Below are 20,223 nucleotides of genomic sequence, written 5' to 3' on the forward strand. Positions count from 1 at the left end.
TATTTGGCCGCACCGCCCTTTTCCTATGAATCTACCCCTCGTTCTGGCCCTGCTTGTGGCCGCTTACCTGCTCGGCTCTATTCCTACCGCCCTCTGGGTGGGCCGCCGTTTTTTCGGCCTCGATATCCGGGAGCACGGCTCGGGCAACGCCGGTGCCACCAACACGTTCCGGGTGCTGGGCAAAAAGCCGGGCTCGGTGGTCATGGCCATCGACGTGCTCAAGGGCTGGGCCGCTACCATGATGGCCACTGTGATGCTTCACCAGGGTGCCATCCGGCCCGACCAGTTGCTGTACTTCCAGCTGGCCTGCGGGCCCTGGCCGTCATAGGGCACATTTACCCGGTCTTCGCCCAGTTTCGCGGGGGCAAGGGCGTGGCTACGGTGCTGGGCATGATGCTGGCCATTGCTCCCGGCACGGTAGGCGTCTGCATCCTGGTCTTCCTCTTGATGCTGTTTTTGTTTCGCTACGTGTCCCTGGCTTCCATGTCGGCTGGGGTAGCCTTTGCTTTCCTGCAGCTGCTGCCCCGTTCCGGCCCGATAACAACCTGCTGCTAGGCTTCGGCTTCGTGCTGGCCGTGCTGCTGATTTACACCCACCGCGCCAACATCGGCCGCCTGCGGGCCGGCACCGAGAGCCGCGTGCCGCTGTTTGGGCGCAAATAAAGCTGACTAGATGCTCAGCCCAACGCCCGTTCGGCGTCTGCTTGCTACTGCCTTTCTGCTCGGGGCCTGCCACTCGGCTTACGCGCTGGGCGACTCCGTGATTCCCCAGGCAGCCGGCCTGATTGTGGGCGGACCACTGGCATTTGTCTTGTTCACGGGGCTTTTGGGAGCTACCACCTGGACCAGTAAAGTAGAGGGAGCACCCCCGAGGGAGTGGTGGGGCTTGTTTTGCTGGGGCTACTGTTCAATGCTGTCTGGCTGGGCCTGCTGCTTATTTTTGACCCCGGTACCTGGAGCTACGAAGTCGTGAATCTGGGGCGGCTGGCGGCTCTCTACCTGCTGCCCGTGGGCGGGCTGGCCGTGCTGGCCGGCATCCGCGGCCAGTACCGTAGCGTGCTGGCTCTGCTTATTACTTGCCTGGTGGTGTGGCTGGGGTATGCGTCGCAGGACGTGTGGTAAAGCCCCGTCGTAAACCGGCCATGACAACCCCACGTCACAGCTTGGCTGAAACCAAATCATTAACTCATTTATTCTTGAGCAGATGAGCTACTAGTGTGCGTGCTGTGGGTAGGTTCAGGATTCACTTCCCTATATTGGCTCAGCGGCACCTCGGAGCGGCCTACAACGACACCTCGCTACTACTGCACCGGCAGCGTAACAGTAACGATGGTACCCCAGCCGGGGCGGGAGGTTAGCTGCATGGTGCCCCCAAACAGCGCCACCCGGTTGCGGATGGTAGCCAGGCCCAGGGTTTTGGGCAGCTCCGTGGTAGTCGTCGGTGTGAAGCCCACGCCGTTGTCTTCCATGCTCAGGTACACTTGTCCATCTTCGTGGGCCACGTGTAGGGTAGCTTCAGTAGTACGGGCGTGCTTGAGCGTGTTATTGACCAGCTCCTGTACAATTCGGTAGATAGCCAGGTCCAGCTCGTGGGGGCGGCGCTGCTCCAGGCCCTGCAGGTGGGTATACAGCTGAAGCTGCCTGGGCGGCAGGTGCTGGGTGAGCTTTTGCAAGGCCGTTTGCAGCCCGAAATCTTCCAGCACAATGGGCGTCAGCTCGAAGGAAACCACGCGGGTGGCCCGGATGGCTTCGTTGAGCAGCGGCAGCACTTTGTCGGGGGCCGCGGGCGTGAGCAGCTGGTGCTCCAGATTGAGCTTGGCGGCAAATAGCAGCTGGCCGATACCGTTGTGCAGGGCTTCCGAAATGCGGCGCCGCTCTTCTTCCTGAGCTACCAGCACGGCCCGCAGTACCTCGCGCTGCTGCCGCAGCTGGGCGTCGGTAGCGGCGGCCTGCAGGCGGTTCAGCTCCGTCACGTCGCGGAGAATCAGCAGGCCGCCCCGGTCGACTCGGGTGGCGGGGGCAGTGGAATGGCGGTGATGTCGTACTGCTGGTGCTCGGGGCGGCGGGGGTAAACGACAGGTGGGTGCGGGCTCGGCCTCTCCGGCCATCAGTTGCTGTATCACCTGGCCCGGGGCCGAGTCGGGCGGGAAGGGCACATGGTCGAACAGGTACTGGGTCAGCATCTGGGCCTCAGGTTGGCCGCTGAGCTTTTCCATGGCCTTGTTCCAGGCCGTAATGCGGCCCTGCTGGTCGAAAGACAGGATACCGTCGGTGCTGTGGTCGAGCAGGCTGCGCACGAAATTGCGCTCCTGGCGCAGCTCCTCCTCGGCGGCGTAGCGGGCCGTCACGTCGTGCATCAGCCCGCTCAGGCACAGCGGCCGGCCCAGGGCATCGGGCACCACGTGGCCGTAGGCCGCTACGTAGTGCACCGAGCCGTCGGGCCACAGCACGCGGTGGGTGAGGTCGAGCTGGGCGTGGTGGTGCACGCAGGCGTACAAAGCCTGGCGCACGCTGCTCCGGTCGTCGGGGTGGATGGCCTGAGCCAGCACGTCAAACGGCACCGGGTTGGGGTCGTGGGTGCGGCCAAAACAGGCCTGGGCCCGCTGGTCCCAGCGCAGCTCGTTGCTGGCAAAGCTCCATTCCCAAACGCCCTGCTGGCTGGCCGTGAGGGCCCGGTTTAAGCTTTCCTGGTGCTCCCGCCGCTGCCGGATGGCCTGCTGCAGGGTTGAAATATCGTCCAGGGCTATGCGGCAGCCGGGCTGGCCGTGGGCATCGGGGCGGCCATGGCGTCGAGGCGGGCATCGAAGACGGTGCCGTCGGCCGCGTGCAGCTGCACCTTCAGCGTGTGGTTCACGTCGGGGGCACTGGCCAAGGTGGCCTGAAAAAACGTCTGGAAGGCGGCCCGGTAGCTTTCCACGACAAATACCAAAAACCGCCGCCCCAGCAATTCCTCGGCCTGGGTCCGGAAGTAGCGGCTTACCCGCGGGTTGAGCTGCTGAATCAGGCCCTGCTCGTCGAGGGTCACGTAGCCCAGGGGCGCCACGTTATACAGGTTTTCGTAGCGGGCCCGGGCGGTCTGGGCTTCCTGTTGAGCCTGGAGCAACTCATGATTCTGCTGCTCCAGCTCCAGCTGATATTCCTGCAGCTGCTGCACCAGCTCCTGTACCTGCTCTGGGGTCTTGCCGTCGGTGGTTTGGGTAAGGAGCTGCCGCCCCTGGGCTTCACGCAGGGGAGTGCCGCGGTGGTCGGAACTTGAAGGCCAGGTCAAATCCAGTTCGCTCATAGGTGTGGGCCACGGCTGGGGTTAGGGCTTGTTGCAGGGAAAGGAGGCAATGGGGGCGGGGTACTGGGGCACTGAGGGTGGCTTATTGCAGCAGGCCATTGCGGGCGGCGTACCGAATCAGGGCGGCGGTGTTCTTGGCCTGGGTTTTCTCAATGATGTTCTGGCGGTGGGTTTCAATGGTGCGCTTGCTGGTAAAGAGCTTGTCGGCAATTTCGGCATTGGTCATTCCATCAGCAATAAGCTGCAGTACTTCCAGCTCCCGCTTTGAAAGCCCGCCCGACTTGGGCGCTTCCGGGGCCGTGGGCGCCTGTAGGGCCTTAGTAAGCAGGCTCATCCCGATTTCGGAACCCAGGTAGCGCCCACCGGCCATTACGGCCTCAATGGCCTGGAATATCTCCAGCTTGCCCGCCGACTTGAGCACGTAGCCGTGGGCCCCGCTGTCGAGCATGCGCCCCACGTGGTTTTCATCGTTGAGCATGGACAAAGCCAGCACCCGGATTTCGGGATACTCCTCACGCAAGCGGGCGGCCGTGGCATACCCGTCCAGAATGGGCATGTTCACGTCCAGCAGCACTACGTCGGCCGCAGTGGTGGGCAGCAGGCTGAGCAGCTCGGCTCCGTCGCCGGCTTCGCCGACCACGTCCAGGGTTGGCTCAGCAGCCAGCAGGGACCGCAGTCCGTCGCGAATGATTTTATGGTCGTCAACTAAAATAAGCCGGATCATGGCAGAGGGGATTAACGGTGAAGCGTCGCCCGGAGCGGGCCTGGTGAAACCAACCTCTCAGTACCTCCGCTCAACGGTCCAGCTTAAGAACCAAGGCTGGATAAACCGGTGGCTGGTTGAGGAAGGTAATGACGTAGCTCTCAGTAAGAGTACGTGATACGGCAACTTTGGGCGAGGTATTTTAGCCTTTTAACGAGCTAAAATACAAGCTCGTCGGGTAAAAATACTAGTGTTTGTTAGTTCGTTTACGGGCCGGTGGTCAGCAGTAGTTTGCCTGACGCCAGAGCTTGCCGCTTTCCAGCGCGGGCGTGTTACTTTTACGTCACCATCCCATCTTGTCTAATCCTTCCTGCATGGCTTCTTACCTCGAAAGCAACCAAGAGCGTTTTCTGAGCGAACTGCTCGACTGGCTGCGTATTCCCTCGGTTTCGGCCGATCCTAAGTTTCACGGCGACGTGCTGCGCGCCGCCGAATACCTCAAAACCCGCCTCGAAGAAGTGGGTATCGAAAACGTGGAGCTGTGCCAGACGGCCGGCAACCCCATCGTCTACGGCGAGAAAATCATTGACCCCAGCCTGCCCACGGTGCTCGTGTACGGGCACTACGACGTGCAGCCCGCCGACCCCTATGAGCTGTGGACGTCCGGCCCCTTCGACCCCGTTATCAAGGACGGCAAGATCTACGCCCGCGGCGCCTGCGACGACAAAGGCCAGGTATACATGCACGTGAAGGCCTTCGAAGTGCTGATGCAGGAAGGCGGCGTGCCCTGCAACGTGAAGGTGATGATTGAGGGCGAAGAGGAAATTGGCTCCAACAACCTGGGCATCTTCGTGCGCGAAAACAAGGAGAAGCTCAAAGCCGACGTCATCCTGATTTCGGATACCGGCATGATTGCCAACGACACGCCCAGCATTGAGGTGGGCTTGCGCGGCCTGAGCTACCACGAAGTGGAAGTAACCGGCCCCAACCGCGACCTGCACTCGGGCCTCTACGGCGGGGCGGTGGCTAACCCCATCAACATCCTGTGCAAGATGATTGCCTCCCTGCACGACGAGAACAACCACATTACCATTCCCGGCTTCTACGACAACGTGGACGAGCTTTCGGCCGAGGAGCGCGCCGAAATGGCCAAGGCTCCGCACTCCGACGACGAGTTCAAGCAAAGCATCGGCCTGACCGACATCCACGGCGAGAAGGGCTACAGCACCCCGGAGCGCGTCAGCATCCGGCCCACGCTGGACGTCAACGGCATCTGGGGCGGCTACACCGGCGAAGGTGCCAAAACCGTTATTGCCTCCAAGGCCTACGCCAAAATCTCGATGCGCCTAGTGCCCCACCAGACCTCCGACGAAATCACGGCCCTGTTTCAGAAGCACTTCGAAAGCATTGCCCCGGCCAGCGTAACGGTGAAGGTAAAGCCTCACCACGGCGGCGAGCCCGTGGTAACGCCCACCGACTCGGTAGCCTACAAAGCTGCTGCCGATGCCATGGAAACCACCTTCGGCAAGCGCCCCATCCCCACCCGTGGCGGTGGCTCCATCCCGATTGTGGCCATGTTCAAGTCGGAGCTGGGCCTGGACACGGTACTGCTCGGCTTCGGCCTCGACTCCGACGCCATTCACTCGCCCAACGAGCACTACGGCGTCTTCAACTTCCTGAAGGGCATCGAAACCATCCCGCACTTCTACCGCAACTACGCCGCCGCAATGGTGAAGTAGTGAGATGGTGAGGTTGTGAAATGGTGAGACTTTGATTTAAGGAGTTTGTGTCATTGCGAGGCGTATGCCGAAGCAATCCGTCCTCTTCGCAGCACAAAGTTGCCTTTTACCAGAAAGCCCTTTCCCGTTGCGACGAGAAAGGGCTTTTTACTTTAGAACACTCCGCACATTTTAGAGGATGGATGGCCAAGGCTGCGCTTCCTAGGGCTTGGGCGTAGTTGCCGGCGCCGTGACTGGCTTCGGCGAAGCCGCTGGAGCCGGCGCCGTTGCCGGAGCAGCCGGGGTTTCGGCGGGCGCGGCTGACTTTTTCCTACCAAATAGCAGTCGGCGGGGGCCGGTGAAGAACACAAACTTAAGTCCGCGCCCGATACCCGTGCCAGCATCGACCACGGCACCACCCAGCTGGCCCGTGCCTACATTGTAGCCCAGATACAGCTCCATCACGCTGTTGCGCAGCCGCACCTGTCTGGCTTCGGCAGCTGGTTCACCGTTGGCGCCGGCGTCCAGTTGCAGCAGCTCCCGCTTGCGCGCGTTCGTCAGGTCGGCATTGTAGCGCCAGCCAATCTGCACCCCGGACTTATCCTGATAGCCAAAGCCCGCCGCAAAGCCGTAGCACCACTGCTGAAAACTCGACGTGCCCAGCAGTTTCAGCGTGGGGTTGGCCGGCGTGGCGCTGAGCAGGTAGCTGGCCTGGGGCCCGGCCTCAAAGAAAATATCGTCCCAGTGGTACTGCAGCAGCACCGGTATATCGAGGTAGGCGAGGTGGGTCATCAGGCTGGGGCCGTTCTGCAGCGAGTTGTCGCCCTTCATGGTGTACAAGGCTTCGGTTTGCAGGCCCCACTTGGGCAAGAAGCTAGGCCGCAGTTGAGCCATCAGGCCACCGTGGCCGCCCACCCGCCAGTTGCTTTTATTAGCGTCGTAGCCCACGGCATTCGACACGTTGCCTCCAAATTTGAGCCCGACGCGCAGCACCTGGGCCTGGCTGGTGCCGGCTGCCAGCAGCAGGGTGGAGACAATCAGAAAAGCTTTATTCATGGACGAGAAGTAGAATCGGCTGTGCCCGGGCCCGGTGCAGGGGAGTAAAGCTAAGCAGAGTTTGGCCCCGGGTGCATGCCGGGCCCACGAAAAAGCCCGGCCTTTCCGAGAAAAAGCCGGGCCTAAGCCGTTAGGAAGCGGTTTATTTACTCGGAATCAGGTAGCCCAGCGAAAGCTGCACCGCCGACTGGCGGGCATTGCTCAGGTCGCCTTCGAAGTACTTGCCGTCGTCGCTCTTCACGAAGTCGCTGAAGGCTCCGGTGTAGCGCAGGTTTAGGCTTACCCCATTCTCAGCCTGGTAGCCAATGCCGGCCACATAGCCCAGTTCGTTGCGGTTCAGGTTGCTGAGGTCCTTCTGATCGTGCGTTGTAGTCGTTCTCGTGTTGCCGGTAAGCCCTGAGGTAGTAGTTACCGTCGTTTCGTCCTTCACGCTAAGCAGGTAGGAGTACTGCGGGCCAGCCTCGAACACCAAGCCGCTGGCGTTGATCTTGAACAGCACCGGCACGTCGAGGTAGTTGTAGTTTACCTTGCCTTCACGCTTCTGCATGGAATTCGTGATGCTTTTATATTCAGTGGGCTTGTTTTCGAAGCCTTTCTGGGAAAACAGAATTTCGGGCTGCACCGACAGGAACTCGTCGTCGCTCAGGGCCGCGTTAAGCATTACACCGCCCAGAAAGCCAATCTTGTTGTTGTAGGTACTTTCGTTCTGGACGTCGCCGGCGAGGTTGGAGTAATTGGCACCAGCCCGGAGCCCCAGGCGAACACCCTGGGCGCGGGAAGCGCTAATCGTCGCGACCGATAGCAAAGATGCTAAGGCAATTACGGTCTTTTTCATGGTAAGTAAGGGTTGAGGTACAAGGAACTTGTTGGTTCAGCCCAGGCGAAAAATATGCCAGAATGGTTGAGCCTGCGAAATCAGATAACGCAAAAAGCCTCGTTCCAGGGTTGAAACGAGGCTTTTCCTAAAGCGCTGAGTTCGTTAGTCGAGGGAGAAGAGGTAGCCTACCTGAAACTGAATCACGGAGGTAAGCTTGTTGCTACGCACCTGGGTAGCCGACTCCTGAACCACTTTCGAGAGGCCGCCATTATAGCGGATGCCCAGGCCCAGGCCACTCTCCAACTCGTAGCCCAAACCCACCACGTAGCCCAGCTCGGTGCGGTTGTAGCCATCCAGGCTGGTGTTGGTCACGCCCAGGTTCCCTATGTTGCGCTCATCTTTCACAGCCAGCAGGTAGCTCACTTGTGGGCCAGCCTCGAGGATCAGGCCGCTGGCGTTGATTCTGGCCAGGATGGGCAAGTCGAGGTAGTGCATCCGTAGGGTAGCGTTGCCGGTTGGTCCTTCTACTTTGTTGCCCTTGCCCGAGTACAGCAACTCGGGCTGGATAGAGAAAAAGCCATCATTGGTGAGGGGCGCGTTCAGCATCACGCCGCCCAAGCCGTTGAGCAGGTACTTGGACTCCAGGCCCCCGTTATCCAGGGTCGACTGATTCGAAAAATTCGACAGGTTTACGCCGGCTTTAACGCCAACCCGAATCTGGGCTTGGGCGGCAGTAGTCAGGCCGGTGGCCAGCAGAAGGGAAAGCAGCAGGGAGGATGACTTTTTCATGGCAGCAGAAGAGTTAGGAGTAGAGCAGTAAGGCTGCGTTAGCAACCCCGAAATGTGCCCTGAAACGCAAAAGTGCGCAGTAAGGCTGGAATACAAACAAAAAAAGTGGCTGCCCAAGCTGGACAGCCACTTTTTCAAGCGGTTAACAAAACCTTATTTGCCCAGGGGAAGCAAGTAGCCCAGCTGCAGGGTAAAGGCGTTGTTGAAGGCCTTAGCTTCGTTCTTAGTGTCCTTCGAATCAATCAGGGAGTTGAAGCCACGGGCATAGCGCAGGCCTACGCTCAGGCCGCCTTCGCTCTGGTAGCCCAGGCCGGCCACGCCGCTGATGTCGAACTGAGCCAGGTCAGACTTGTCGGCCTCGTCGCGGGACAGGCCGGTGTAGTCCAGGAAGCCCTGGTTGGCGTCGTCCGTCTTGTTCTTAGTGCCGTCCTGATACTTGATGGTCGTCTGAGACTTCGTTTTGGAGCCAAACAGGTAGCTTACCTGCGGGCCCAGCTCGAAGAATAGGCCGCCGGCGTTGATTTTAGCCAACAGGGGCACATCGAGGTAGTGCAGTACGCGCTGCTGCTCCTGCTCTACTTTGGTAGCGCCGGGGTAGGCAGCCAGCGTAGCGCCGTCCGTCGATTGGGTCTCGATTTCGTAGCCTTTGCGGTTATACAGCAGTTCGGGAGCGAAGGAGAAGAACCCGTCGCTGCTCAGCGGAATGCTGGCGCTGATACCGGCGTTGTAGCCTACTTTGTAGCTACCTAATTCGCTGTTGTAGCCAGCACCCGTAATTTGCGACACATTGTCGCCTGAGATATTAGAATAGGTACCACCTACTTTAACTCCGAGGCGGAATCCACCGGAATCTTGGGCTTGAGTGGCAGAAGTAGCGGCTAGAGCAACAGCGGCAATGGTTAGATACTTTTTCATGGCAGGAGAGACGAATAAGGTGGGGTGGAAAGAGTGTGGTTTCAAGTGAAAAACACGCTTTGAAAAATGGTGATATAGGCCTAATAGCGTAAAGGCCACTAGGTTTGTTGCGGCCGAGCCCAGAATTACTTTAGAATTAACCCAATGATAATTAATCCGTTTCCGGGAAAACTCAACGGGGTCAGGTTGTTGCGGGCCACAGAATAATCCGACGTTTCCATCGGAGCTTGCTCGGGTTTAGCTACTTTTGGAGGAGCTTGGCTATACCTTTTCTATGATGATTCGCTACGGTTTGCTCGGAGCTTTACTACTCCGTGGTACCATCGGCTGGGCTCAGCAGCCCGTGGCCACCGATGCCCGGCCCCCGCTGATTTTGGGCGCCTACGCGCAGGGCAGCTTCATTATCGGCCACACGCCTTCGGTAAAGCACCTGGTCGCCTCGCATCCCACCGGCCTGGAGCTGAATCTGCAGCGGCAAACCAACGGGCGGGAGCCCTGGCACGCCTGGTATAAATACCCCAAAGTAGGCCTGGCCCTAGTGTACTACGATTATCATAATCCGATACTGGGCAAGTCGTACGCGGCTACTATCTACCTCAACAAGCCCTTTTACCGCTCGGCCCGGCAGGAGCTGAATTTCCGCATTGGTACCGGCGTCGGGTTTTTTCCAATCCGCTTCGACCAGGCCACCAATCATAAGAACAACATCGTCAGCTCGCGTCTGAATGCCACGCTGCAGATGCGCCTGGAATACGATGTGGCTCTGGCCTCTCAGTACGGCCTGCTACTGGGCGTTGGGCTCAACCATTACTCGAATGGTGCCACCACCAAGCCCAACTTCGGCATCAACCTGCCCACCGTGTTTGTGGGGCTCAATTACCACCAGCAGCGCCCGTTCCGCCCACTCAGCTCCGGGCCTACGGCTGAGCCCGAGGAGGTAGGCCACAACTTTCTGGATTTGAGCACCAGCCTGGGCTTTAAGCAGCGCAACGAGTCGGACCGCCGTAAGTACACGGTGCAGTCGGTGACGGTGGCCGCCGGGCGGCGCATCAACCGCAAAAGCAACCTGGTGCTGGGGCCGAGGGCTTCTACGACCGGTCATTGCTGGCGCAATTGCGTGATACAACCCGGGTTGGGGAAAAGCTGCCCGACGTGAAAAAAGCCGGCGTGTTCTTCGGGCACGAGCTGCTGTTTGGCCGCTTGGCTGTGGTGTCGCACCTGGGATTTTACGTGTACAATCCCTACAAATCCAATAAGTTCTACTACGAACGGATAGGGCTCAAATACCAGTTTACCCGGCAGCTCTGGGGCGCGGCCGACCTGAAAGTGCACCGTGGCTCGGCGGACGTAGTGGAGCTCAAGCTGGGCGTAAAACTTTAAGCTAGCCAGCCATCAGCTGCTACGAATTGGCTACCAGCGCCTGATTGATGCGCTTTACCAGGGCCGGTCCTTCGTAGATGAATCCGGTGTAAAGCTGCACCAGGGTTGCGCCGGCCTGCAGCTTTTCCAGGGCATCGGCAGCAGAAGCAATACCGCCTACCCCAATGATGGGTAGCGCGCCCTCAGAATGCCGGTGCAGGTAGCGGATGACGTCGGTAGCGCGCTGGCGCAGCGGCCGGCCGCTCAGTCCGCCAGCCCCAATAGAAGTAAGCTGCGTGGCGGAAGTACGCAGCTCGTCGCGGGCAATGGTGGTGTTGGTTGCCACTAGGCCGCTGAGCTTGGTTTCGGCCGCAATGGTCAGGATGTCGTTGAGCTGGCCGTCGGTAAGGTCGGGCGCAATTTTGAGCAGCAGCGGCTTGGGCTTCGCCTTGGCCAGGTTTACTTCCTGCACCTGCTGCAACAGCCGAATCAGGGGCTCTTTTTCCTGTAGCTGCCGCAGATTGGGCGTGTTGGGCGAGCTGACATTGACCACGAAGTAGTCGACCGTATCAAACAAGGTTTCAAAGCTGGCAATGTAATCGGCCGCGGCCTGCTCGTTGGGTGTATCCTTGTTCTTGCCGATGTTGCCGCCGATAATAATGCCGGAGCGCCGCTGCCGCAGGCGCTGCGCGGCCGCCGCGGCACCTTCGTTGTTAAAGCCCATCCGGTTGATTAGCGCCCCGTCTTGCTGGAGCCGAAACAGGCGCGGGGTCGGGTTGCCCGGCTGGGCCCGGGGCGTCACCGTCCCGATTTCCACGAAGCCAAAGCCCAGGGCGGCCAGCTCGTCGGTCAATTCGGCATTCTTATCGAAGCCTGCCGCCAGTCCCACGGGGTTGCGAAACGTCAAGCCAAAAACCTCTCTACCCAGCGCGGGATGCTCAAAATCGTAGAGGCTGCGCAGTAGGGCCGGCGTGCCGGGCAGCCGGTAGCTTCGCTTGAGATTATTGAAGACAAAATGGTGGGCCTGCTCCGCATCAAGCTGGAAAAGCAGGGGTTTGAGCAAGGCTTTGTACATAGCAGGCCGCAAGGTATCCGGCTGCAAAGCTCTTACTTATTTCGCTACAATACTGCCTCCCGCCCGAGCTGGTTTGATAAGTTTTCTGTAAAATTTATTTGCCTGATAATAAGCTGGCTACGGTTGGGTAGGTAAGAAAAAACTAAACTTGAAAGCTCAGAACTTGCACAATAGCCGCGTTTATCCCACTTTTGCAACCCCGAAACGCGAATCACAATTCGCTATCGGGTCCCGATTCTGTAGCTCAGCTGGTAGAGCAATACACTTTTAATGTATGGGTCCTGGGTTCGAATCCCAGCGGGATCACCAAAAACCTCGATTGCAACATGCAGTCGAGGTTTTTTGTTACAGGGCCTGGGTGTAAGTGGTGTTGTGCTGAACAGATACAGCGCGGTGGCGATTATCGGCACATCAGGCAATAAAGGGTGTTTTGCACGTGTGAGTCCACACCGCTGCTCTTACCTGCTTATGCCTGACTATTGTATTCATTTCAATTTGGACATAGACCGCACCTGTTGTACGTATGAGTACAGCGGGAGCACTAACTATAGTCGGCAGGCGTGGGACTATCCCGCTCCATACTGAGCTTCTGAACCCAACAACTATTTTTTCTTCATACGCCCATACTATAGCCAGCTAATTTCCCTGCCGAGCTGATGATCGGTGACAGGGTATCACGGTAGTAACCCAATTCAAGTCATTGGCAATAGCCACGGCCCAATTGCACCCGGTTGCTGTAGCGCAATAGCTTGAAGGGTCAAGCCGTACGGAATGGTACCCAAGGCCTGCCACACTGCTTGTTGAAATGCCATATGGGTATTATAGCCCGGGCACAATAGGCGCATTCGAATGCTTGACCAAGTCTTTCAATCCCGTTTCTGTAATGTTCCGGGCTGTAAATTTCAGCAAGCAAACACCTTAGCTAACTCCGCAGGCCAGTATGGTGCCTGAACCCTTAGAGCGTTCCTCGGGCAAGCTAGGCTGGATAGTAATAAGATAACCAATCGGTTAAGAGTGAAATATAGCGCCTAGATGGCGTCCAGCCCCGGCAAGCTGAGCAGACCAGCGGCCTGCTGTGCCACAGTTTTAACACTGTCGACATCCGGGCCGGTAATGGTCAGGTGCCCCATCTTACGGCCTGCGCGCGCCTGTAACTTGCCGTACAGGTGCAGGTGCGTGCCCGGCAGGCTCAGCACGGAGCGCCAGTCCGGCTCCTGCGGTTGACCGTTGGCGTCAAACCACACCTCACCCAGCAGATTGAGCATAATGGCCGGGGAATGCTGACGCGGCTGTGGCAGGGGCAAGCCAGCCATTGCATGGACCTGTAGGTCGAACTGCGACGCGTCGCAGGCGTCCAGGGTGTAGTGGCCGCTGTTGTGCGGGCGTGGGGCCATCTCGTTAACTACCAAGCCGCCGTGCTCACTGCCGTCATCCACCACAAAGAACTCGACGCACAGCACCCCGACGTAGTCCAGATGTTGCGCGATGGACACAGCCGCCTCGCGGGCCCTGGTTGCCAGGGCAGCTGGCATATTTCCCTCGTAGGCGTGGGTCACGGCCAAAATACCCTCGACATGCACGTTGCGCTGCGGGGCGAAGCTGACCACTTGCCCGTCCCAGCCGCGCGCTACCAGCACCGAGCACTCGGCAGTTAGCGGCAGCATCTTTTCCAGCACGCAGGCGACGCTACCCAACTCCGCCCAGGCAGCAGCCAGTTCAGCAGCAGTTTTGACGCGGACCTGGCCCTTGCCGTCGTAGCCCATGCGCGCGGTTTTCAGGATGCCGGGCAGCAAATCCGCCTGGTCAGTCTGAATGGCTTGCAGCTGAGCCAGCGTTTCAATCACCGCGTAGGGCGCACAACTCACCCCCGATAGGTCAGCGCAGGCAGCGAAGTGAGCTTTTTCCTCGATGCGGTTTTGGGCAATGCCCACCACGGCCGCACCAGGTGCCACGGGGCGGGTTTGCGCCAGCGTTTGCAAGGCCTGGGCCGGCACGTTTTCAAACTCGGTGGTAATGGCCTGGCACAGTTGGGCCAATTGAGCCAGCCCAGCCGGGTCGTTGTAGTCGGTCTGGATGTGGTGGTGACTTACCAGCCCAGCCGGGCTTTGTACATCGGGCTCCAGCACGGCGGTGAAGTAGCCTAGGCGCTGAGCGGCATGCACAAACATGCGGCCCAACTGCCCGCCCCCCAGCACGCCCAGGGTGGCCCGCTGGCCCGCGGCGTCCACACTGCCCGGATAAATTGGGCTCATGGCTGTAACGTGCATATCGGCACTCATAACGGCAAGGTCATAGCGCGAGCGGCTTCGGTTTGTTCGGCGCGAAACGCCTGCAGCTTGGTTGCCAGGCCAGGGTCGTGCAAGGCCAGCAGGCTGACGGCGAATAAGGCCGCATTTGCCGCCCCGGCATTACCAATCGCAAACGTAGCTACGGGCACCCCTTTAGGCATTTGCACGATGCTATGCAGCGAATCTACTCCCTGCAAATGGCGGCTGGCCACCGGCACTCCCAGCACGGGCACCGTGGTTTTGGCGGCCATCATGCCTGGCAGGTGGGCCGCCCCGCCCGCACCAGCGATGATAGCCTGCAAGCCGCGCGGGCCAGCTTGTTCGGCATAGGCAAACAAGTCGTCGGGCATGCGGTGGGCCGACACCACGCGCGCTTCGTGGGCCACGCCAAACTGCGCGAGAATCTGCACGGCATGCTGCATGGTGTCCCAGTCGCTGCTGGAGCCCATCACCACGCCGATCAGGGGCGTGACCGGGGTGGTGCTCAGGCTAGGAGTGTCGGAGGGGAGAAGGGTACTCATTGGAATCTGGTATAGGGGCTGGGCAGGCCCGAATGGTCAATAAAAACCGCGTCCGGACAGCCAGCGGTTGGACTGCGCATTGCTGTTGGTGAAACGGGCAATGGATAAAAATCCTTTACCACCGCAAAGCTACTACCGCGGCACAAGCGCTGGCCGAAATATGAGGCGAATCCTGAAAATACAGGCCTTGGCGCAACTAACGGTTAGCGCTCCAGCAGGATTTCCGTGCCTAAAATCACTAGGTCTACTCGGCCTTTCAACGTCTGGTCGATGAAGGGTGTGTTCTGGGATTTCGACTTCATGAATTCCCGCGTGAAGGTTGTTTCCGCTTCGGTATCGAACAGGACGCAGTTAACTTCTTGGCCGACTTCGATGGTGGGTACCGGCAGGCCCATCAGGCGGCGGGGCTCCGCCGAGTAACGCTTCACTACCAGGTCCCACCCGAGTTTTCCGGGCTCGACGAAGAAGTGATAAAGCGACACCAGGGCCGTGTCCAGGCCGGTAATGCCGTTGGGGGCGCTGATAAAATCCTGGGCTTTTTCAAAAGGCGTGTGCGGCGCGTGGTCGGTGGCAATAATATCGAATACACCTTCCTTGAGCCCCTCGAGCAGCGCATCACAATCGGCCTGCGTGCGTAGCGGCGGGTTCATTTTATAGTTGGTGTCGTAGTCGCCGATGTGCTCGTCGGTGAATAGCAGGTGGTGCGGAGCTACTTCCGCCGTCACCTTCACATCGCCGCGGGATTTCCACCAGCGGATGGTTTCCATACCGAGCTTGCTGGACACGTGTTGGATGTGCACGTGCGCGCCCGCCGCCCGGGCTAGGCGAATGTCGCGGTCGATGATGATTTCCTCGGCGCAGGCCGGCGAGCCCTTGATTCCGAGCCGGTAGCTCATTACTCCTTCGTTCAGGGCGCGGGGCCCGGCCAGCTCCGGCACCTCGCAGTGGCTGGCGAAAAACATCCCGAATTCGGTGGCGTACTGCATCGCCCGCAGCAGCACTGCCGGGTCGGCTGTGGTATCGCCGTCGTCGGTGAGCATTTTCACTCCGAGCTCACGCATGCCCTCGATTTCCGCCAGTTCCTTGCCCTCGCGGTTTTTGGTGACGCAGCCAGAGGTATACACCGGAATACGGGCCCGGTCCTTGGCGTTTTCCAGCACGGTAGCCACCGCAGTTGCCGAGTCGAGGGCCGGGCGGGTATTGGGCATCATGACCACGCCGGTAATGCCGCCGTTGATGGCCGCTTCGCTACCCGTGGTGATGGTCTCCTTGTTTTCAAACCCAGGGGCGCGAAAATGGACGTGAGCATCAAACATGGCCGGCATCAGAACCCGGCCGCGCGCATCAATGGCGCGGGCACCCTCGGGAAGGGCTAGGCTGCTGCCGATTTCCTGGATTTTTCCTTCGACAATCAGGACGTCGCCTTCGAGCAGTACGGGTGAGTTTTCGGAGGCGATGCGGGCATTTTGAAGGAGGAGCATGGATTTGGGAGTGCTGTAAATGGCAAAAGTGGAAAGGATATTCGGACTATTGAAGACGAAAATAGACGGGCGGAACCAGCCGCGTCCGGCATTTAGGGCATAATCACCTTCGAGCTGACTTGCTGTTGGGCGACATATGATTCCTGCCGCGGGAATTCTCCGCCCGGCGTGAGCCAGTCGAGCACAGCCATGCGGATGGAGATGCCGTTTTCGACCTGGTTGGTAATCAGGCTGCGCTCATAGTCCATAACGGCGTCGCACAGCTCAACCCCCCGGTTTACGGGGCCGGGGTGCATGATGTAGAGACCTTTGTCGCGGATTTCCGCCAGCCGGGCGGTGGTGATGCCGTAGACCCGGTGGTATTCGCGGACGCTGGGGAAAAACTGCACGTCCTGGCGCTCCATCTGCACGCGCAGCAGGTACACCACATCGGGCGCCCAGGCCATGGCCGCCTCGTAGTCGGTGAAGCGAGGGATGGATGCCGGGACATACTTGGGCACCAGGGAGCCCGGACCCAGGTAAGCGACTTCGACGCCCAGCTTTTGCAGCAGGGTGCTGGTAGAGCGCGCGACGCGGGAGTGAAGAATATCCCCAATGATGAGGACTTTTTTGCCCCGAGGGTCGGGAAATTTTTCCTTGATGGTGAAGGCGTCCAGCAGGGCCTGGGTGGGATGCTCGTGGGCCCCGTCGCCGGCATTGATGACTGAAGCCGTGGTTTGGCGGGCAATCATGCCGGGCAGGCCGGGATGACTGTGGCGCACAACGATGTAATCGGTGCGCATGGCTTGGAGCGTCTCAATCGTCTCGCGCACCGATTCGCCCTTGGTGATGGAGGAATGGGCGACGTCGAAATTCGTTACCTCCGCCGAGAGGCGTTTGGCCGCAACTTCGAAGGAGGAGTGCGTCCGGGTGCTGGCCTCGTAGAACAGCATGAGCACGGACTTGCCTTCGAGGGCCGGGATTTTCTTCACCGAGTGGGTGAACAGCTTTTTAAAGGACGTGGATTGGTCGAGCAGGAACTCGATTTCCTCACGGTGAAGGGATGCAATGTCGAGCAGGTCTTTACGTGCCATACCGGAGTTGAGGAATAGTGAGGTTGTCTAGCTAAAACGGACAATGGGAAGTCTTATCGGCCATAACCCCTGATGGAGCAACTGGCTGCTGGAGTAGGTCCAGGCGCTGGTAGCCGCCACAGTTGGCGGCGAGAATGTTGGCGTCCGGGTGGGGTATGAACTGGCTGCGGGGTAGCAGTCGACGAATTCAACGGACATAAAAAAACCGTTTCGGAATCCGAAACGGTAACGGGGCAACACTTAGAAAAAACAACGGAAATGCCAGAGGCAAAATCGGGAAAACCGATGGCGGCAAAGACCTTCCGGTCTACTCGCGGTTCCCTGCCGAGCAGAGACTCCCCGCGCTTCATCAACAAGTTTTTTGGTTGAAGCATGCTGCAAAAATACGGCATTGTTACGCTCGGCAACTCATCGGCAATGTTGATTTTTTTTCGCGCCGCTTTTCTCAAATTTTATTTTCGACCTAACGGGCTAAACGAAGCACTTTTGTCATTCTTTTCGCCATCAAAAAATAATTATGGTTCGCGTAACCAATTGCTTTGCAAGCATAATCCAACCTAACTTTAGCTCTTTATTCCGCTCGTCTCAGCTGGCGGGCCGCCACTCTCCGGTGGCAAGCAGCCCAGGAACCACGCGGTAGTTCCTGGGCTGCTTCTTTTTGGCCAGCACAATGGGTATGAGCACCCGGTAAAAAGGGGCGTAGTAGGCGGTGGTACGCGGGCTCGTGCTGCATCTGGTCGTAGTAGCGGGCCACCAAGGGGAAGTGGGAGGAGGGCAAAGGCGGCTGGTGTTAGGTTGCCTCCAGGCGGCGTAAGCGCGCACGGGAAGAGGTCCACATGATTTGTTAACTATTGTTTAACCGCTTTCAGAGTTTTAGCCCCACGCCTTATTCATCTGCCGCCGCTTCTGCTCATCAATACCTCAGCACTACATATGCTATCCTTAGCGGAGACAAGTTGTTGCTTTATTAACTCAAAGCAAATACTGAATTTGTGTATTTTACCACTATATGCCCGAGAATATACTTTCATGCAAGCGAAGGAATTAGACTTTCCCGCCCTTGTTTGACCCGCCACATGTTCTCTTATTTTTAGCCTTTTGGGTAAGGTAATCAGGTTTAAATCAACCGTAGATTATCATCGGGCGTCAGGTAGAATACACTGTACAGAAGGCCTGATTTTCAAGCCGGAGCGCACTGCCTCCACTAGTTGCGTTGGGTATATTACGGTATATATTTGCTGCGCTGCAACGGTATTCAGAATTCAGTTAATCCTTCAAGCATGCCTTGAGGCCTGACGATTACTTTATCCTCCTGCCTGCTTAGTAAATCATTGTACTGCTTCATTCTATTGTTCTCCCTATGCGTACTCCCTCTTTTTCTGTGTGGCGTTATGCCAGCTTGCTACTGGTCGGCCTTTTTTTTCGTTTGAGCGCTACAGCTCAAGTTACTCCGTCCTGGCAAAGTGTAAACGCTATTAGTCCAGCCTACTCCTCGGATAATTTGGTCACTGCCTCCGATGCAGCTGGCAACCTATACCAAGTGGGCTATATCAGTAATAGCCCATGGGGATTTGATGCGTACATATCCAAATTCAGCTCCAGTGGTACGCTGCTCTGGACAAATAAAATTGCTTCCACCGGCGACGATACAGCCTCAGACGTTGTGGTTGATGCGGCTGGTAATGCCTATGTTACGGGCTCTTTCACAAAAGACATATCCCTGGGCAATAATCTGACGCTAACAGCCGGCCCTTACCAGGTCACGAAAATGTACCTGATCCGTTACTCGCCCCAAGGTACACCAGAGTGGGCGCAGCAGAGCAGTGACAAAATTCTAGGTTATACGGGGGGAACGGGTTTAGCTCTTGATGCAAATAGCAATGTCTACCTGACCGGCCAGTATGGCTCTACGTTAACTATTGGTTCAGCAACTCTACCGCCTGTCATCTATCCTGGGGTTGGTGCGGGAGGGGTATTCTTGGCTCGTTTTTCGGCAGCTACGGGGCGGTGGTTTCTTTAAATCATGCCTTTGCCTATTCGGTTTATTCCAGTGGCAACGGGGACAAGGCCTACCCAACGCTTGCCGTAACGCCCAGCGGCACGGCGTATATTTTGAGTAATTTTTATCAAAAATCCCTATTCGCTAACTCGGTGGAGCTAGTGAGCCGGGGCGAAAGAGACTGTATAATAGCCAAGTACAATCCGCAGGGTGCTCTGGAATGGGTACAGCAATATGGCGGGGCAGGAAATGATGAGATAAATGCGGCCACAGTAGACGCAGCCGATAATATCTATTTGGTAGGCAGCTTCACCGGTTCTGCGACATTTGGCCCGCTTTCCGCGCTGAGTACGGGCGCTACGGATAGCTACTTAGTCAAATACTCGGCTCAGGGAGTGATGCAATGGGTACAGGCTAGTGGTGGCGCTGGGCGCGATAAATGGTATGATGTGACAGTAGATGGCGCTGGGGCTCCCTATGTTACGGGCAATTTTGAGGGTCAAGCAACTTTTGGTACTCTGGCTATGAGCAGCACAAATGAAAGGGACATTGCCGTGGCGGCCTATACCCCGCAGGGTCAAGTTCGGTGGGTTCAGCAAGCCGGCGGGGTGGTCTTGACCAGGGGCAGCTGTTGTTTTTCAACCCTCAAGGCAATCTGTCCGTGATGGGGCGTATTGCAACTAGTAGCCGATTTGGCTCACTTTCGCTCACGCTGCCTCGCTTCTCTCCCTCTACCTTTCTAGCCACCTTGGGCACGGCCGTGCTAGCGACTAAAGCTCTTCAGCCGTCCGCATTAAGCCTCTATCCGAATCCGGCGACAAATCAGGTGACACTACCTGGCCTGGCTGTCGGCACTCGGGTTCAATTGCTGGATGCGGTGGGTCGTACTGTTCATGCCACCACTGTAGATACCAATGCCAGCATATCACTGCGCGACGTGGCGCCTGGGTGGTATGTAGTGCGCGCCACCAATGGGCAAGGCGGCCAATACACGGGGCGGCTAATGGTTGAATAGGGGCAAGAAACAAGCAAAAACGCTGTGCCCGAACAGGCTGATAACGCTGCCCTTAAGGACAAGCCCTGGAAATAGGGACTGGAAGGTGCCAGCAGCAACGAAAAACGCCTCACTTGCACCATGCAGGTGAGG

The 20,223-nt window shown here is 58.2% G+C and carries 21 protein-coding genes and 1 tRNA gene; 10 read left to right on the forward strand and 12 right to left on the reverse strand.

Annotated elements, in window-relative coordinates:
* The first annotated feature begins 25 nt into the window (after window positions 1-25).
* The 3 genes from MUN79_RS30740 (at window position 26) to MUN79_RS08065 (ending at window position 1,121) form a co-directional block, all read left to right on the forward strand.
* Window positions 26-328, forward strand: a complete 303-nt coding sequence (locus tag MUN79_RS30740) for a glycerol-3-phosphate acyltransferase (RefSeq protein ID WP_311136683.1) — start codon at window positions 26-28, stop codon at window positions 326-328.
* Between the two features lie 44 nt (window positions 329-372).
* Window positions 373-555: a glycerol-3-phosphate acyltransferase gene (locus tag MUN79_RS30745; protein ID WP_511177070.1), complete on the forward strand. Its 183-nt coding sequence runs from the start codon at window positions 373-375 to the stop codon at window positions 553-555.
* A 320-nt stretch (window positions 556-875) separates the two neighbouring features.
* Window positions 876-1,121, forward strand: coding sequence for a hypothetical protein (locus MUN79_RS08065; protein WP_244677202.1), 246 nt, complete (start codon window positions 876-878; stop codon window positions 1,119-1,121).
* A 179-nt stretch (window positions 1,122-1,300) separates the two neighbouring features.
* On the opposite strand, the gene MUN79_RS08070 is transcribed toward MUN79_RS08065, so the two are convergent.
* The 3 genes from MUN79_RS08070 to MUN79_RS08080 all read right to left on the reverse strand — a co-directional run bounded on the left by MUN79_RS08070 (window position 1,301) and on the right by MUN79_RS08080 (window position 4,006).
* Complete coding sequence (locus tag MUN79_RS08070) at window positions 1,301-2,746, reverse strand: PAS domain-containing sensor histidine kinase (RefSeq protein ID WP_311136762.1); 1,446 nt, start codon at window positions 2,744-2,746, stop codon at window positions 1,301-1,303.
* Window positions 2,743-3,282, reverse strand: a complete 540-nt coding sequence (locus tag MUN79_RS08075; RefSeq protein WP_244677204.1) for a PAS domain S-box protein — start codon at window positions 3,280-3,282, stop codon at window positions 2,743-2,745. The genes MUN79_RS08070 and MUN79_RS08075 overlap by 4 nt, the downstream gene beginning before the upstream one ends.
* Window positions 3,283-3,364: 82 nt before the next feature.
* A complete protein-coding gene (locus MUN79_RS08080) occupies window positions 3,365-4,006 on the reverse strand; it encodes a response regulator (protein ID WP_244677205.1) in 642 nt (213 codons plus the stop codon).
* A 353-nt stretch (window positions 4,007-4,359) separates the two neighbouring features.
* On the opposite strand from MUN79_RS08080, the gene MUN79_RS08085 reads away from it, so the two are divergent.
* The gene (locus tag MUN79_RS08085; protein WP_244677206.1) at window positions 4,360-5,724 is read left to right on the forward strand and encodes a dipeptidase; all 1,365 of its coding nucleotides are present in this window, start codon (window positions 4,360-4,362) and stop codon (window positions 5,722-5,724) included.
* A gap of 201 nt (window positions 5,725-5,925) precedes the next feature.
* Here MUN79_RS08085 and MUN79_RS08090 read toward each other — a convergent pair whose 3' ends face one another.
* From MUN79_RS08090 to MUN79_RS08105, 4 genes are all read right to left on the reverse strand, one after another.
* Window positions 5,926-6,759 carry a porin family protein gene (locus tag MUN79_RS08090; protein ID WP_244677207.1) on the reverse strand — a complete coding sequence of 278 codons (834 nt, stop codon included), beginning with the start codon at window positions 6,757-6,759 and terminating at the stop codon, window positions 5,926-5,928.
* 142 nt (window positions 6,760-6,901) lie between these two features.
* The gene (locus MUN79_RS08095; RefSeq protein ID WP_244677208.1) at window positions 6,902-7,594 is read right to left on the reverse strand and encodes a porin family protein; all 693 of its coding nucleotides are present in this window, start codon (window positions 7,592-7,594) and stop codon (window positions 6,902-6,904) included.
* 144 nt (window positions 7,595-7,738) lie between these two features.
* Window positions 7,739-8,365: a porin family protein gene (locus MUN79_RS08100; protein ID WP_244677209.1), complete on the reverse strand. Its 627-nt coding sequence runs from the start codon at window positions 8,363-8,365 to the stop codon at window positions 7,739-7,741.
* A gap of 153 nt (window positions 8,366-8,518) precedes the next feature.
* Window positions 8,519-9,280: a porin family protein gene (locus tag MUN79_RS08105; RefSeq protein WP_244677210.1), complete on the reverse strand. Its 762-nt coding sequence runs from the start codon at window positions 9,278-9,280 to the stop codon at window positions 8,519-8,521.
* 274 nt (window positions 9,281-9,554) lie between these two features.
* On the opposite strand from MUN79_RS08105, the gene MUN79_RS08110 reads away from it, so the two are divergent.
* Entirely contained in the window at window positions 9,555-10,436 is an 882-nt protein-coding gene (locus tag MUN79_RS08110) for an acyloxyacyl hydrolase (RefSeq protein ID WP_244677211.1), read from the forward strand.
* Window positions 10,394-10,660, forward strand: coding sequence for a hypothetical protein (locus MUN79_RS08115; protein WP_511177071.1), 267 nt, complete (start codon window positions 10,394-10,396; stop codon window positions 10,658-10,660). The genes MUN79_RS08110 and MUN79_RS08115 overlap by 43 nt, the downstream gene beginning before the upstream one ends.
* A gap of 19 nt (window positions 10,661-10,679) precedes the next feature.
* Here the strand turns inward: MUN79_RS08115 and MUN79_RS08120 are convergent, their stop codons facing one another.
* Entirely contained in the window at window positions 10,680-11,714 is a 1,035-nt protein-coding gene (locus tag MUN79_RS08120) for a quinone-dependent dihydroorotate dehydrogenase (protein ID WP_244677213.1), read from the reverse strand.
* A 233-nt stretch (window positions 11,715-11,947) separates the two neighbouring features.
* Between MUN79_RS08120 and MUN79_RS08125 the strand changes: the two genes are divergently transcribed.
* Window positions 11,948-12,023 (forward strand) — tRNA-Lys (locus tag MUN79_RS08125).
* A gap of 719 nt (window positions 12,024-12,742) precedes the next feature.
* Here MUN79_RS08125 and MUN79_RS08130 read toward each other — a convergent pair.
* The 4 genes from MUN79_RS08130 to MUN79_RS08145 all read right to left on the reverse strand — a co-directional run bounded on the left by MUN79_RS08130 (window position 12,743) and on the right by MUN79_RS08145 (window position 17,077).
* On the reverse strand, window positions 12,743-13,993 hold the full coding sequence (locus tag MUN79_RS08130) for a 5-(carboxyamino)imidazole ribonucleotide synthase (protein ID WP_244677214.1): 1,251 nt from the start codon (window positions 13,991-13,993) through the stop codon (window positions 12,743-12,745).
* Window positions 13,990-14,523: a 5-(carboxyamino)imidazole ribonucleotide mutase gene (gene purE, locus MUN79_RS08135; protein ID WP_244677215.1), complete on the reverse strand. Its 534-nt coding sequence runs from the start codon at window positions 14,521-14,523 to the stop codon at window positions 13,990-13,992. Before purE ends, MUN79_RS08130 begins: the two co-directional genes overlap by 4 nt.
* A 203-nt stretch (window positions 14,524-14,726) precedes the next feature.
* Window positions 14,727-16,004 carry a dihydroorotase gene (locus tag MUN79_RS08140; RefSeq protein ID WP_244677216.1) on the reverse strand — a complete coding sequence of 426 codons (1,278 nt, stop codon included), beginning with the start codon at window positions 16,002-16,004 and terminating at the stop codon, window positions 14,727-14,729.
* Between the two features lie 92 nt (window positions 16,005-16,096).
* Complete coding sequence (locus MUN79_RS08145) at window positions 16,097-17,077, reverse strand: aspartate carbamoyltransferase catalytic subunit (protein WP_244677217.1); 981 nt, start codon at window positions 17,075-17,077, stop codon at window positions 16,097-16,099.
* A gap of 1,360 nt (window positions 17,078-18,437) precedes the next feature.
* On the opposite strand from MUN79_RS08145, the gene MUN79_RS08150 reads away from it, so the two are divergent.
* Genes MUN79_RS08150 through MUN79_RS31745 form a run of 3 tightly spaced genes read left to right on the forward strand, consistent with a single transcriptional unit; the run spans window position 18,438 to window position 20,091 of the window.
* Complete coding sequence (locus MUN79_RS08150) at window positions 18,438-19,097, forward strand: NHL repeat-containing protein (protein WP_244677218.1); 660 nt, start codon at window positions 18,438-18,440, stop codon at window positions 19,095-19,097.
* Window positions 19,085-19,741 carry a hypothetical protein gene (locus tag MUN79_RS08155; RefSeq protein WP_244677219.1) on the forward strand — a complete coding sequence of 219 codons (657 nt, stop codon included), beginning with the start codon at window positions 19,085-19,087 and terminating at the stop codon, window positions 19,739-19,741. The genes MUN79_RS08150 and MUN79_RS08155 overlap by 13 nt, the downstream gene beginning before the upstream one ends.
* On the forward strand, window positions 19,741-20,091 hold the full coding sequence (locus tag MUN79_RS31745; protein WP_375378214.1) for a T9SS type A sorting domain-containing protein: 351 nt from the start codon (window positions 19,741-19,743) through the stop codon (window positions 20,089-20,091). Before MUN79_RS08155 ends, MUN79_RS31745 begins: the two co-directional genes overlap by 1 nt.
* Window positions 20,092-20,223 lie beyond the last annotated feature (132 nt).

Origin of the sequence: Hymenobacter cellulosilyticus (assembly GCF_022919215.1) — a bacterium.
In the GTDB taxonomy this organism is placed as follows: Bacteria; Bacteroidota; Bacteroidia; order Cytophagales; family Hymenobacteraceae; genus Hymenobacter; species Hymenobacter cellulosilyticus.